Annotated in this window: 12 protein-coding genes; 6 read left to right on the top strand and 6 right to left on the bottom strand. The window is 47.4% G+C overall.

Annotated elements, in window-relative coordinates; genetic code table 11:
• Nucleotides 1–87 precede the first annotated feature (87 nt).
• From ACZMB2_RS08700 to ACZMB2_RS08690, 3 genes are all read right to left on the bottom strand, one after another.
• Complete coding sequence (locus ACZMB2_RS08700; protein ID WP_487596434.1) at nucleotides 88–1779, bottom strand: S8 family peptidase; 1692 nt, start codon at nucleotides 1777–1779, stop codon at nucleotides 88–90.
• Between the two features lie 109 nt (nucleotides 1780–1888).
• Nucleotides 1889–3643 (bottom strand): ABC transporter ATP-binding protein, encoded by a 1755-nt coding sequence (locus ACZMB2_RS08695; RefSeq protein WP_487596433.1) that lies wholly within the window; start codon nucleotides 3641–3643, stop codon nucleotides 1889–1891.
• Entirely contained in the window at nucleotides 3636–5393 is a 1758-nt protein-coding gene (locus ACZMB2_RS08690) for an ABC transporter ATP-binding protein (protein WP_487596432.1), read from the bottom strand. Before ACZMB2_RS08690 ends, ACZMB2_RS08695 begins: the two co-directional genes overlap by 8 nt.
• A 136-nt stretch (nucleotides 5394–5529) precedes the next feature.
• Between ACZMB2_RS08690 and ACZMB2_RS08685 the strand changes: the two genes are divergently transcribed.
• The 3 genes from ACZMB2_RS08685 to ACZMB2_RS08675 are packed head-to-tail and all read left to right on the top strand — an operon-like array spanning nucleotide 5530 to nucleotide 8683.
• Nucleotides 5530–6411 carry a LysR family transcriptional regulator gene (locus ACZMB2_RS08685; protein ID WP_487596431.1) on the top strand — a complete coding sequence of 294 codons (882 nt, stop codon included), beginning with the start codon at nucleotides 5530–5532 and terminating at the stop codon, nucleotides 6409–6411.
• Between the two features lie 17 nt (nucleotides 6412–6428).
• Nucleotides 6429–7970: a DUF1538 domain-containing protein gene (locus ACZMB2_RS08680; RefSeq protein ID WP_487596430.1), complete on the top strand. Its 1542-nt coding sequence runs from the start codon at nucleotides 6429–6431 to the stop codon at nucleotides 7968–7970.
• 29 nt (nucleotides 7971–7999) lie between these two features.
• Complete coding sequence (locus tag ACZMB2_RS08675; protein ID WP_487596429.1) at nucleotides 8000–8683, top strand: P-II family nitrogen regulator; 684 nt, start codon at nucleotides 8000–8002, stop codon at nucleotides 8681–8683.
• Here ACZMB2_RS08675 and ACZMB2_RS08670 read toward each other — a convergent pair.
• The gene (locus ACZMB2_RS08670; RefSeq protein ID WP_487596428.1) at nucleotides 8680–9474 is read right to left on the bottom strand and encodes a zinc dependent phospholipase C family protein; all 795 of its coding nucleotides are present in this window, start codon (nucleotides 9472–9474) and stop codon (nucleotides 8680–8682) included. The two genes, ACZMB2_RS08675 and ACZMB2_RS08670, sit on opposite strands and share 4 nt — an antisense overlap.
• 106 nt (nucleotides 9475–9580) lie before the next feature.
• Between ACZMB2_RS08670 and ACZMB2_RS08665 the strand changes: the two genes are divergently transcribed.
• The 3 genes from ACZMB2_RS08665 (at nucleotide 9581) to ACZMB2_RS08655 (ending at nucleotide 10689) form a co-directional block, all read left to right on the top strand.
• Entirely contained in the window at nucleotides 9581–9886 is a 306-nt protein-coding gene (locus tag ACZMB2_RS08665) for a chorion class high-cysteine HCB protein 13 (RefSeq protein ID WP_487596427.1), read from the top strand.
• A gap of 171 nt (nucleotides 9887–10057) precedes the next feature.
• Nucleotides 10058–10390 carry a hypothetical protein gene (locus tag ACZMB2_RS08660; RefSeq protein ID WP_487596426.1) on the top strand — a complete coding sequence of 111 codons (333 nt, stop codon included), beginning with the start codon at nucleotides 10058–10060 and terminating at the stop codon, nucleotides 10388–10390.
• Nucleotides 10387–10689 (top strand): hypothetical protein, encoded by a 303-nt coding sequence (locus ACZMB2_RS08655; RefSeq protein WP_487596425.1) that lies wholly within the window; start codon nucleotides 10387–10389, stop codon nucleotides 10687–10689. The genes ACZMB2_RS08660 and ACZMB2_RS08655 overlap by 4 nt, the downstream gene beginning before the upstream one ends.
• A gap of 29 nt (nucleotides 10690–10718) precedes the next feature.
• On the opposite strand, the gene ACZMB2_RS08650 is transcribed toward ACZMB2_RS08655, so the two are convergent.
• Nucleotides 10719–11996 carry a chloride channel protein gene (locus ACZMB2_RS08650; protein ID WP_487596424.1) on the bottom strand — a complete coding sequence of 426 codons (1278 nt, stop codon included), beginning with the start codon at nucleotides 11994–11996 and terminating at the stop codon, nucleotides 10719–10721.
• A 108-nt stretch (nucleotides 11997–12104) separates the two neighbouring features.
• The gene (locus ACZMB2_RS08645; protein ID WP_487596423.1) at nucleotides 12105–14177 is read right to left on the bottom strand and encodes an elongation factor G; all 2073 of its coding nucleotides are present in this window, start codon (nucleotides 14175–14177) and stop codon (nucleotides 12105–12107) included.
• Between the last annotated feature and the right edge of the window lie 235 nt (nucleotides 14178–14412).

Here is a 14412-nt window from a genome sequence, read left to right as displayed (position 1 = left end):
CAATCAGTATATCTTATATCTTCATAAAAGTCATCCTCATTTACATCATTTTTAAAGTTTGTGCATATTTCACAATAACTGATTGTATCAGATTCCACGAATCGCTCGGAAGACACCATAGAGATCCAGCAGTCCATATCCCCAGGTTTTGTTAGGATAAGTATAATTTTCAGAGCGGCTGGCACCGCGGATCAGGTAACGTTGAATGGTAACACTGTCCATGGCAGGTGCGTTCTGCTGTACAATCCCCCATTCCAGAAGAAGGGCGCAGGCTCCTGCCCCCAGGGCTGCCGCCGCACTGGTTCCTGTGAGAGTACTGTTCCGTCCTCTCATATCAATGGTGCAAACTTCCACTGCAGGCGCCGCCACATCAGGCACCACTTTTCCGGTTCGTGTATATCCTCTGCCTGAGTCATACCAGATACTGTTGGTTCTGGCATCATATCCGGCAAAGGTCAGAACACCTTCCGCATTGGCAGGTTCTGTGACGGTTGTATCCGGATCCGACTGTATAAAATAAGTTTCTGAACTGATAAATCCTGTCACTGGCAGCCACATATGAAATCCCTTTTCCAGATTTCCGACGGAATAAATTCGAATGGTCCAGATTCCGGCAGTTGGATTCTGAAAAGCCAGCAAAATCCGCTCATCCCCGGAAATCACTTCCGATAATTCATACTGTACATCCAGCATAGTATTTTCAAACACGAAATCGTAACGTTCTCTGCTCAATACCTGGGGCGTAATTCGTGAAATCCGTTCTCCGCTGGGCGCAATCACCTCCGTCACAAAAAGTCCTGGCGCATTTCCCCAGAGATTTACCTGAAATCCCGTCTCCCCGGGTCCCACTCTCAGCTCTACATCCATATATCCGGTCTCCGACGGTACGGTCCCGTAGAAATGATGTCCCCGGTTTCCCTCATTTCCGGCGGCTGCCACCACTGCCCGGCCTGATTTTCTGGAAATATAGGTAAGATATAGTCCAAGGGGTGTCTCGCCTGTATGTCCGCCGGAGTTACTTCCAAGGGCCAGACAAATGATTAACGGCTTTCCCTCCTGTTGTGCCAGAAGATCCAGATACCGGATTCCCAGCATAATGTCCGCTTCCTCATAGGCAATACTGTCCTGAGGAATTCTCTCCAGCTGCCTGATAAAAGGCTTTGCCTCCTTCAGCTTCACAAAGGCAATGTCTGCTTCCGGTGCTGCCCCTAAAAAGTTTTCATTCGCAAGTTCCGATCCCGCCGCAATGGCCGCCACTTTGGATCCATGCCCGTTCTCATCCCGTCCCGGCAGATATTCCCGTCCTTCCCGAAGCCACGAATCTATCTCTTCCCGACCATAACTGCTCCCATAGAGAAATCCATCCGGCGCAGTGCCGCTTTGATCTGTCTGATCCCATAGTCCGATCAGCCTCGTTCTTCCATCTGAAGTCCGGAACACTGGATTTTGCAGGGCAATCCCTGAATCCACGAACCCAATGATCACACCGCTCCCTTTTAACTGCAGCGCCGGCTGATTCTGAATGGTCAGAATCCGGGTTGCCTCCAGACTTTCCGTATCCATCTGCGTATGGCAATAGGTTACACCATAATCTCCCACAGGCAGACTGATCCGGTTACCGAATACTTCCTCCCGCCGTACATAATACACACTGATGTTCGGACTGATATATTGTCCGCAATACCCGTAAGGCAGCCATTCCGCTTCCGGCGGCCGCACATCCATCTTCCACACAAAATCAATATACTCATCTGAAAGGATTGCTTCCCGACAGTCCATACCTGTTCCTCCGCCAAACACCTCCCCTTAATATATGTAAAAAAAGCTCCAATGTGCATCTGCACATCAGAGCTTTTCTGTCATTCACGCCGGGTGAACCTCATCCTGTTTAGTCTTCAAACTGACTGTTATAAAGTTTTGCATAGAAACCATTCTGTGCCAACAGTGTTTTATGATTTCCCTGTTCTACGATTTGTCCATCACGCATAACAAGGATCACATCTGCCTCACGAATCGTAGACAAACGATGCGCTACGATGAAACTGGTATGACCTTCCATCAGTTTGGCAAAGGCATTCTGAATCTTCATCTCTGTTCTGGTATCAATGGAAGACGTTGCTTCATCCAGAATCAACATGGTCGGGTGACAGAGCATCAGTCTGGTAATACACAGAAGCTGCTTCTGACCCTGGGAAAGTCCGCCGCCATCCTCACCGATGAAGGTATCATATCCTTTCGGCAGACGTTTAATAAAACTGTGGGCATGGCTTAATTTTGCCGCTTCCACAATCTCCTCATCTGTCGCATCTGTTTTTCCAATGAGCAGGTTCTCTTTTACCGTACCGGAACGAAGCCAGGTATCCTGCAGCACCATTCCGTAAGCCGCACGGAGACTGTTTCTGGTGAGCATGCGGATATCTGTACCCTCTACCTGAATGCTTCCGCTGTCTACATCATAGAACCGCATCAGAAGATTAATGAGCGTTGTCTTACCACAGCCAGTCGGACCAACGATTGCCACACGCTCACCCGGTTTCACCGTCAGATTCAGATTCTCGATTAATTTCTGATCCGGGCGGTATGCAAATCTTACATTTTGAAGACGTACAGTTCCTTCTACGTCCGTCAGAACCTTCACATCTTCCGGTTCCGGTGTCTGTGGTTCCTCCTCAATGAGTTCAAAGACGCGGCCCGCACAGGCAATGGCATTCTGAAGCTCGGTAATCACACCGGAAATCTCATTGAAGGGCTTGGTATACTGGTTTGCATAGCTCAGGAAACAGGTCAGCTGTCCGACAGACATTCTGCCGCTCACGGCTGCCAGTGCTCCCGTAATTCCTACACCCGTGTATACAAGGCTGTTTACAAAACGGGTGGACGGGTTGGTGATAGAGGAAAAGAAAATCGCCCGCAGGGAATATTTCTGAAGACGGCCGTTGATCTCATCGAACCGATCCATTGCTTTCTGCTCATGGCCAAATGCCTGTACTACTTTCTGATTTCCGATCATCTCATCGATCAATGCTGTCTGCTCACCTCTTGTCTCGGACTGCTTCCGGAACATATCAAAGGTGTGTTTCGCAATGAAGGAAGCCACCAGCCAGGAAATCGGGGTTACCAGAAGAACCACGAAGGTGATTCCTACGTTAACGCTGAGCATGAATCCGATGGTTCCAAGAATCGTAATCACACCGGTAAACAGCTGGGTAAATCCCATGAGCAGACCATCTGCAAACTGATCTACATCCGCAATGATGCGGCTCACAATCTCTCCTGTTGACTTCTGGTCAATGTATTTCAGAGGCAAGATTTCCAGTTTGGCAAATGCCTCATTTCGAATATCCCGCACAATCTGATAAGTCAGTTTGTTGTTGCAGATATTCATGCCCCACTGTGCCAGCGCTGTCACACCAATGACCATTGCCATTTGCTTCAATACGGCAAAGACACCTGCCCAATCCACATGTCCTTTGCCCACAATACAGTCTACCGCATCTCCGGTGAGCAGCGGAATATACAGGGTAGATGCTACGGTAATCGCTGCCAGAAAAATGGAAATCGCCAGGTAAAACCAGTAGCGTCTCATATAGCGGAGCACCTTTTTCAGGACTTCTGTCTGTTCAGAATTCACTTTCTTACTCATGAACGCTCACCCCTTCCTCGGCTGCCGCCATCTTTCCTTCTTCTTTCTCAAACTGGGAATAGTAAATCTCCTGATATACTCCACAGTTTTTAAGAAGTTCCTGGTGGCTTCCAATTCCTGCCACTTTACCATCATCCAGCACGATGATCTTATCTGCATGACGGATGGAAGACGTTCTCTGGGATACGATAAAGACGATCGGCTGTCCCTCCATCTCACGGATGGATTTCCGGAGTGCCGCATCGGTTGCAAAGTCGAGGGCAGATGCACTATCGTCCAGAATCAGAATGCCCGGTTTTCTAATCAAAGCACGGGCAATGGTAAGCCTTTGCCTCTGGCCGCCGGATAAGTTCTTTCCGCCCTGCTCAACATGAGCCTTGAGCTGTCCGTCACGGTTTTCCACAAAGTCTTTTGCCTGTGCAACCGAGAGAGCCTGCCACATTTCTTCTTCCGTAGCATCTTCCTTACCCCAGCGGAGATTGTCCTCGATGGTTCCGTTAAAGAGCACGGCCTTCTGCGGCACCACGCCTACCATATGGCGCAGGGATTCTTTGTCATAATTTTTGACATCCTCGCCGTTGATCCGGACAGCTCCTGCTGTCGCATCATAGAATCTCGGAATCAGATTTATCAGGCTGGATTTACCGGAACCGGTGCCGCCGATAACGCCGATGGTCTCTCCTGCATGGGCGGTAAAATCAATATCCGTCAGAGATTCCGTTCCTGCCTCTGCATAGGTCAGTCCCACGTGGTCAAACTGCAGGGAGGTAATGGTGTTTTTTATCTCTCTGGTTCCGTTCTTCATACTGCACGGAATTTCGAACACGCTCTGGATCCGGTTTCCACAGGCTACTGCCTTGGTTACGGTGATGATCAGGTTTGCCAGTTTTACCAGCTCTACCAGTATCTGATTCATGTAGTTCACCAGTGCAACCACCTGGCCCTGTGTCAGAATACCTGCATCTACCCGGACAGCTCCCGTGTAGAGAAGTACAATGACAGCGCCATTTACAATAGTGTAGGTTACCGGATTCATAAGACCGGAGATACGGCCTACAAATTTCTGCAGATCCGTCAGATGCTCATTCTCCTGACGGAAATGTTTCTGCTCCTGCTCTTCCATCCGGAATGCACGGATGACACGGACACCGGTCAGATTTTCTCTGGTCAGACCCAGTACCTGGTCAAGGGCACCCTGCACTCTCCGATACATGGGCATGGTCCAAAGCATAATTCCAAAGACTACAATGGACAGAAGCGGAATCGTAATGACAAATACAAACGCCGCTTTCACATCTACCGTAAATGCCATCACCATGGCGCCAAATACGATAAACGGGGAACGAAGGAATAGACGAAGCACCAGATTGATGCCGGACTGGACCTGATTGATGTCACTGGTCATACGGGTCATCAGTGTAGAGGTACCGATCTTGTCCATCTCTGTATAAGAGAGGCTCTGGATATGTCCGAACAGCTCTTTTCTAAGGGCTGTGGAAAATCCTGTCGCCGCCTTTGCTGCAAAGTACTGGGCCGTAATAGAGCAGGTCAGGCCGATCACGCCCAGGGTAACGAGAATGAGGCACATTCTCACAATATAACCCCTGTCGCTTCCGCCGATACCTGTATCAATGACGGCTGCCATAACCAGAGGCACAAAAAGCTCAAAGAGCGCTTCCAGCATTTTAAAAAGCGGTGCCAGAACCGTCTCCTTTTCATACCCCTTCAGGTAAATAAGAAGTTTTTTCATGATGGTTCTCCCTTGTTCAGAAACCGTTCAGGTTTCCGTATTTCCTTGACATTATAGCACAGCATATTCTATATTAAAATTATTCATTTTGTATATTTCCTATATATATTTCATATGGTTTATAAAGGAGTCATTGATGGATTTAAAACAGTTATCTTATTTTGTGACAGTGATTCAGGAAGGAACCATCTCCGGCGCTGCCCGGAAACTCCACCTGACCCAGCCGCCTTTAAGCGCCCAAATGAAACTTCTGGAGGAGGAAGCCGGATGCCTGCTCTTTGAACGGGGTTCCCGGCATGTGCAGCTCACCGCCGCCGGACAGATGCTCTACGGCCGCGCCGTTAAAATGCTGGAACTGGCTGATATTACTGCGCGGGAATTAAAAGATTACCGGGATGGAACCGCCGGAGTCCTCCGACTGGGAGTAGTTTCCTCAGTAGGAAGCACCTATCTCATCCATGCGGTACAGGATTTTCAGAAACAGTATCCCCACATTGATTTTGAATTAACCGAGGGAAATACTTATCAGCTTCTGGAGCAGCTGTCTTCCGGTCTCATAGAACTGGCATTGGTCCGCACCCCGTTTTCCAAACAGGGGCTGATCTCTGTTCCGCTGATTGAAGAACCGCTTCTGGCAGTCGGCAGCAAACGTTATTTTCAAAGCAAGAATCCCATTACCCTGTCCGATCTCTCCGGCCTGCCATTGATCCTGTACCGGCGATGGGAACCAATTCTTCTGGAATCTTTCCGGGAAGCCGGATTGGTTCCCCATGTTTTCTGTAAAAATGACGATGCCAGAACTTCCGTCATCTGGGCTGATGCCGGACTTGGAATCTCCATTCTCCCGGCTTCCGCTTTCGGACTGGTGAAAAACCCGGACACTGTAAGCCGCCAGATCTCCGATCTTCCACTGACTTCCAGCATCTGTCTGGTGCGAAGCCAGGATACCTGGATTTCCACAGCTGCCCGCGCCTTTTTAAACTGTCTCTCGGAAACTTACGATCACCCGTTTACTTAAAACAACGAAAGGAGCTGATGCCTTTGGCAGCTATTCAGACAAATCTACTTGAAAAACTTAACGAAGCATTAAAAGCCGTCCTTCCCATTATGGGAATCGTACTTCTTTTAAGTTTTACCATCGCGCCCCTTCCCTCCGGTATTCTGCTGCTGTTTCTCTTTGGCGGAATCCTGCTGATTCTCGGCATGATGTTCTTTAATCTCGGTGCAGAACTGTCCATGACGCCCATGGGCGAAAAAGTCGGCAAGAAAATGGCGGGAAGCATGCATCTGGGACTGGTACTGTTTCTTTGTTTTCTCCTCGGTTTTATTATCACCATCTCAGAGCCTGACTTACAGGTACTTGCCGGACAGGTTCCTTCCATCCCGAATCTGACGCTGATCCTTGCCGTGGCAGGCGGCGTCGGGCTGTTTCTGATGATTGCCGCCCTCCGAATGCTTTTTTCCATGGCACTGGCTCCGCTGCTCATCGTCTTCTATCTGTTTGTGTTTACCCTGGCTTCCTTTATTCCCGGAGATTTTCTTGCTGTCGCCTTTGATTCCGGCGGCGTGACGACCGGCCCCATGACCGTTCCATTTATCATGGCTCTGGGTATTGGTTTTTCTGCCATCCGAAGCGATAAGCATGCAGAAAACGACAGTTTTGGACTGGTAGCCCTCTGTTCTGTAGGTCCTATACTGGCAGTTCTCATTCTGGGGCTTATTTTCAGGACTTCCGACAGCTCCTATACCGCTGCTGTTATACCGGAAATCCAGAATTCCAGAGATCTGTGGATCTGCTTCAGGGATGGATTTCCGGAATATATAAAAGAAATTGCCCTCTCTCTTCTGCCCATTACCCTCTTTTTCTTCCTGTTTCAGATCTTTTCCCTGAGACTGAAGAAACGGACCTTGAAAAAAATTGTGATCGGCATTCTCTACACATATATTGGTCTTGTACTATTCATGACCGGCGTTAATGTAGGATTTATGCCAGCCGGGAATTATCTGGGGCAGCAGATTGCCGGACTTTCCTGCAACTGGATTCTTATTCCTATCGGTATGGTGATCGGATATTTTATCGTAAAAGCAGAACCGGCCGTCTATGTCTTGATGGATCAGGTGGAAGAACTTACTTCCGGTGCTATTTCCGGCCAGGCCATGGGAATGTCTCTGTCTCTTGGTGTGGCAGCATCTGTTGGAATTGCCATGCTCCGTGTACTGACCGGCATCTCCATTTTATGGTTTCTCATTCCGGGATACACCATTGCCCTCTGCCTGTCCTTCTTGGTACCGAAGATCTTCACGGCCATCGCATTTGATTCCGGCGGAGTTGCTTCCGGTCCCATGACCGCTACTTTCCTGCTTCCTTTTGCCATGGGAGCCTGCGATGCTCTCGGCGGAAATATCGTCAGTGATGCCTTCGGCATTGTTGCCATGGTAGCTATGACACCGCTCATCACCATACAGATACTGGGAACCATTTACCGTTTCCGCTCCGGCACCTCCGGTTCATTTATCCCGGTACCTGCTGTCTCCTATCTGGATCAGTTTGCAGATGATGACATTATCGAACTGTAATCATATTACTTTATAAAAAGGAGCCGCTTATGAATCAGATCTTTCTCATGGGTCTCATTGCCAACCGGGGACTTCGGAAAAAGTACCTGGCATTTTTTGAGGAACACCATATTACAGTTGTATTATCTACTATGGCTGCAGGTACTGCTTCCAATACGATTCTGGATGCCCTCGGTCTGGAAGCCACAGAAAAGACCGTCTATTTTGCCCTGCTCACCAGGGATACATGGAAATCTTTGAAAAAAGAATTATATGAAAAAATGAATATCGCTGTTCCGGGAAGAGGGATTGCATTTCTGATTCCTCTATCCAGTATTGGCGGAAGAAAAACCCTGCAGTATCTCACTGCGGGACAGACAATGAAGATTGAGGAGGAAAGCACGTTGCAGAACACGGAATATGAACTTTTGGTAACCATTGCAAACGGGGGACATATTGAGACTATTATGGATGCGGCCAGAAGCGCCAATGCGCCCGGCGGGACCGTCATCCATGCAAAAGGAACCGGTGCCGAACATGCAAAACGTTTCCTTGGCATCTCCCTTGCGGAAGAAAAAGAAATGATTTTTATCGTAGTGAAAACAAGCCAGAAACAGGCGATTATGAAATCCATCATGGAACGGGCCGGCGTTGGTTCCCCGGCAGGAGGCATTGTCTTCTCCCTGCCGGTCACCAGCACTGCTGGACTCCGTTTTCCGGAAACCAATGATTAAATTTCCTCATAATTACGGTAAAGCCGCATGGACAGAAATCCTTTTTTGTCCAGCGCTTTGCTGTAATTTGTAATTTCCTCTGCGGCCAGTTTTACACTGTGGATAAGCCTTTCTTCCAGAAACTGATCACTCTCTGCACATTGGGAATTAAACACTCCGTCCGTAATTAATCCGCCGATTCCTTTTTTCTGGCCAATCAGGCCAAAGAAAAACTGCAGTACTTTTTGTTTTCTCCGATTCCTGCATATAAAGAACCGGATTGTATGGCGGAAATATCGAATGCAGACGTCGATCTGTCGCGGCGTAATCCGGTCAAACATGGATGCAATGATTCTTCTCGTATGGGAGCGACTGATCAGATGATGGATGGGGGCATACTGAAGCGGATCCTTTCCATCCCGTTCCATGAGATACCGGTCAAATTCCGTCTCAATCTCCAGGTGTCCCAGATTCTTTTCTTCCATGTAACAGTTAATGTACGGGTGGCATTCGCTGTCCAATATAAAATGACAGATAAATCCGTATAAATATGCTCTCAGCACCGGATCTTCACTTTGACGGTACTTTTTCAAACCTTTTTCAAAAAAATCAGCGGCTAATTCTTGGTGAAGATGTACTCCCTGCTGATTGACCCTGTTTTTCATTAAAGGAAAATAGTAAAACAAGAGATCAGGACCGTGCAGTCCTAACAAAAATGCGTCTTTTCCTTCCAGGATCCATTTCTTCTCCTTCTCCGGTAATTCTTTATATACTTCTTTTCCAAAACAATAATGTGCATATGCTGCAGGCATCTTACCAGCCTCCTTCTCAAAGTTTGTACTTTGCCAATTGCAGTATAACACAATTCCCCCACTCTGCATATGATGAAGTGTAAATAGTTTTTTGGAGGTTCTCTTCATGGGTGACTTAAGTTCGAGAAACGGTTGTGGATGCAATTCCTGTGGTTGCGGTGGCAACAATGGAATTTTCGGCGGCGGAAGCTGCTGCAGCTGGATCTGGATCCTTCTGCTGTTAAGCTGCTGCTGTGGCAACGGAAATGGAATCTTCGGCGGCTCCGGCTGTGACAATGGCTGCGGTTGCAGCGGCAATGACAACAGCTGTGTGTGGATCATTCTCCTGCTGTGCTGCTGCGGAGGATGGGGAAATAACAGCTGCGGAGGCGGATGTGGAAACAATTGCGGATGCAATTCCTGCGGATGCTGAGATTTTTAAGGGCAGAAATATTCTGAGCAGGGGACGTCAGCCTATCTGACGCCTCCTGCTCCCTGTCCTTGGATCCCGGATGAACGTCCGTCAAAAGTCCCGGCTCCGGAAACGCATGATTTCCGGTATCCGTTCATATATTGAAGAAAGACGCAGGGGGCAGATTCTACTATGACTCCATTTGATGAAGCAATGCTTCCCAAAGAACTGCAGATGCTCAAAGCCTTCCTGCCCTTTCTTCCTGTTTCCATGCAGAAAATGCTGGCAATCTACATCAAATGGACAGAGCTTCGCAATGTCATTGAATATTATAACCGAAATCCACCTGTGCAGCTGTCCCCAGAGGGCGGCAATCTCATGAAATGCCTCAAAGGACTGCTTCCCCCGGAAGAGCAAGCACAGATGGAGCAATTTTCGGACCTGTTTGAAAATATGGATCTCTACCGGGAAATGTTCGAGAGCTTTTCCGCTCCGGCTCCCGGTTCAAAGGAAGGTGACACATGAATATTCCGGACTGGTTTTATGATGAGCGGGTGCAGCAGATTGCCCCGGAAAAATTAACGCTTCTTCTAAGGCTCGCTGAACAGCTGGAAGGAAAGACAAGCCAGCGGGAAATGCTTCCCATTATCATGGGAGCCGCCGCTTCTGCCAGCAGGCAAAATCTTGGATTTACCAGAGAGGAATTTGAACTGATCTTCCGGATCATGAAAGAAGGAAAATCCGATGCGGAACAAGCACAGATGGACGAAATGCTGAACCGGGCTCATCGGCTCTTTTCCGCACAGTCACAAAAAGGCAGGTAGCGCATGCTCCTGCCTTTTTCTATTTCCAATTATTCTTTTGTATGAGTATTTATAAATTGAAGCTTAGTCTTGGAATAGAGAATTTTCTGGCTGTGATACAAGCCATAATATCCCGATTCCAGATAACTGATTCCGACAACCAGCAAAATAAACGGCATAAAATCAAATCCAAATAACTCAAAGCTCAAGAACATGGATGAAATCGGGCAGTTGGTCACACCGCAGAAAACTGCTGCCATACCACAGGCTGCTGCCATAGAAGGTGACAGGCCGGTCAGTTGTCCGAAGAGACATCCAAAGGTAGCTCCCACAAACAGGGTCGGTACAATCTCGCCACCACGGAAACCACATCCCAATGTAACTGCTGTAAATACGATCTTCAGTAAAAAAGCAGCTGCTTCTGTCTCTCCATTCAGGGCACGTTCAACGACATTCATGCCTGTGCCAAGATAATCCGTTGTATTCAGGAATTTTGCCATAACAATCACCAGAAGTGCTCCTGCCACAATCCTGACCCATTCATTGGGAATTATCTCTTTATACCAATGCTCTGTCCGATGTAATACCGTACAGAAAAGGATGCTTACACCGGCACATAAAAATCCAAGCAAAACTGTCAATGCCGCAGTCTTCAGATTAAGGGCCGGAATATTTATAATATCAAACCGCTCACTTCCGGCACCTACCATCAGCGCAACCTGGTGCGCAATTAGTGAAGCCATTGCGCAGGGAACCAGTGCTGCATACTGCATAATTCCTACACTGATTACTTCCATTGCAAAGATCGTTGCTGTCAGCGGTGTACCGAACAGTGCGGAAAATCCGGCACTCATACCACAGATGATCATGAGTTTATGGTCGTATTCGTCAAATTTCATCCACTTACCAAGGGTTCCTCCAATACTGCCTCCCAGCTGCAGCGCTGCTCCTTCCCGTCCTGCAGACCCTCCAAATGCATGGGTCAGAATTGTAGAAACCACAATCAGAGGTGCCATTCGAAGCGGCACATAGGTGTCTGACTGGACACCTTCCAATACCCGATTTGTACCTGTTTTATAGGGATCCAGTTTATAAATTGCCACAATCAGAAGTCCTGCAGCAGGAAGCAGATACAGCATCCAGGGATGGGTATTTCTGAAGGCTGTCACTATAGTAATGCTTTTTCCAAACAAACCACCGAAGATTCCAAGGATTATGCCCGTAGGACCTGCTACCAGAATCCATCTTACCAGCAGTTCAAATCTTCCAAAACATTTTTCTGCAAACTCTTTCATTTCACTTCTTATCCTCTCCATCTTTTTTACCATGACATCCCCACATCATAGCAAAAAAAGAGGGTCTGCCGGGACAGAACCGCCTCCCTTCGGTTCTGTCCAAGACAGCTCCCCTTTTTCTCTTTAATTATAAACTATATCTTACACCTCTGCTGCTCTCGATGCAACCTCTTTTTCCTGTACATCAGACGGAGTCTGCTCATAGCGCGCAAATTCATAGGAGTAAATTCCGCTTCCACCGGTCATAGAACGAAGATCTGTGGTATATCCAAAGAGTTCCATCATTGGTACATCTGCCACAATCTCAGTCTTTCCAGCACCTGCCGGATTCATACCAAGTACACGGCCTCGTCTCTTATTGAGATCCCCCATAACATCACCCGTATATTTATCCGGGACCAGAACAGTAAGGGATTCAATCGGCTCAAGGAGAATCGGAGATGCCTCCATAAATCCTTTCTTGAATGCCTGGATTGCTGCAGTTTTGAATGCCATTTCAGAAGAATCTACCGGATGATAGGATCCATCATAGAGAACAGCCTTCACACCTACCACCGGATATCCAGCCAGAGGTCCTTTCTGTACAGATTCCTGTACACCCTTTTCTACTGCCGGGAAATAGTTCTTCGGAACTGCTCCACCAACGACAATCTGATCAAATACATAGGAAGATTCCAGATCACCGGACGGCTCGAAGGTCATTTTAACATGACCATACTGTCCGTGTCCACCGGACTGTTTCTTATATTTGTATTCTACATCTGCTTTCTTGCGGATCGTCTCACGGAATGCTACCTTCGGTTTTACCAGTTCCACATCTACTTTGTATTTTTCAGCCAGGGTGCTGACAATCACAGACAGATGCTGATCACCCATTCCATAGAGCAGACTCTGGCGATTTTCAGAATCATTCACGGTCTTCACGGTCAGATCCTCGTCCATAATCTTGGACAATGCCTGAGAGATCTTGTCCTCATCCCCTTTATTCTTTGCTTTATATGCCATGTATGTGTAAGGCTTGGAGATATCTGTCTTACCATACATCACTGGAGTTGCCTTGGTAGAAAGGGTATCTCCGGTCTTGCAGCCTGCTTTTCCGATGGCTCCAATGTCACCAGCATGAAGCTCCGAAACCTCCTCCAGCTTGTTGCCCCTCATCACATAGAGTTTGCTCAATTTTTCCTCTGTCTCGGAAGATGCATTATACAATGTATCATCGGATTTCACAACACCGGAGCAAACCTTGATCAAAGAATATTTTCCAATGAACGGATCTGCAATGGTCTTAAATACATAGGCGGATTTTGCTTTTGCAAAGTTATAATCTGCCTGGAAGATCTCGTTCGTCTTCATATTGATACCAGCGCAGGCTACTTTATCCGGTGACGGGAACAGTTCTACAATGTCATTCATCAGATTGTGAATGTTTCTCAACTCTACATTGGATCCCATAGATACCGGAATGATGGTTCCATCGTCTACGTTGGTCTTCATAGCTGCTCGAATCTCTCCAACAGAGAACTCATCTCCTGCAAAATAGCGTTCCATAAACTCTTCGCTGGTCTCTGCCACTGCATCCAGCATAGCCTCCCGATAAATATCCAGGTTTGGACGACAATAATCCGGGATCTCACAGTCTTCTCTCTTGCCGATACCGGTAAATCTTCTTCCTGCCATCTTCATGACATTGACATAGCCAACAAACTTCTCATTTTCACGGATCGGCTGATAAAACGGAGCAATTTTCTTTCCATAAAGCTCAGTCAGTTTCTCTACAACTGCACGGAAGGATGCATGATCCACATCCATCTCAGATACAAAGAACATACGCGGCAGCTTATATTTCTCGCAAAGCTCCCATGCCTTCTCTGTTCCGACTTCCACTCCTGCTTTTCCGGATACTACGATGATTGCTGCATCTGCCGCTGCAACTGCCTCTTCCACTTCCCCTACAAAGTCGAAATATCCCGGTGTATCAAGAATATTAATTTTGGTATTCTGCCAGATAATCGGTACTACAGATGTATTGATGGAAAACTTACGTTTGATCTCTTCCTTATCGTAATCGCTGATGGTTGTGCCGTCGGTCACTTTTCCGAGACGTCCGGTCAGTCCGGACACGTATGCCATTGCTTCGACCAGACTGGTCTTACCGCTGCCACCATGTCCCAAAAGAACCACATTACGGATACTGTCAGTTGTGTAAACGTTCATAGCTTTTTCCTCCGATGCCATTTAGTAATCATGTTAGAATTATACTAAAATATTTCAAAAATATCAAGGTCTTTGTGTAAATTGACTATATCTTTTTCGTTTTTCTGTTTTTTTACAGTCAGATACAAAAACAAGGGGCTGTCGCACTAGCAAATATTTTTTGCTGGGCGGCAGCCCTGCTTTATGCCCCAATGGGGGCGAAATCGGTTGTGATTTGCTCCCATCCCTTATAAAC

Source organism: Hominiventricola sp. (genome assembly GCF_057604405.1).
The sequence above is the reverse complement of the archived record's forward strand: the minus strand, read 5'-3'. Positions and strand labels throughout refer to the sequence as shown.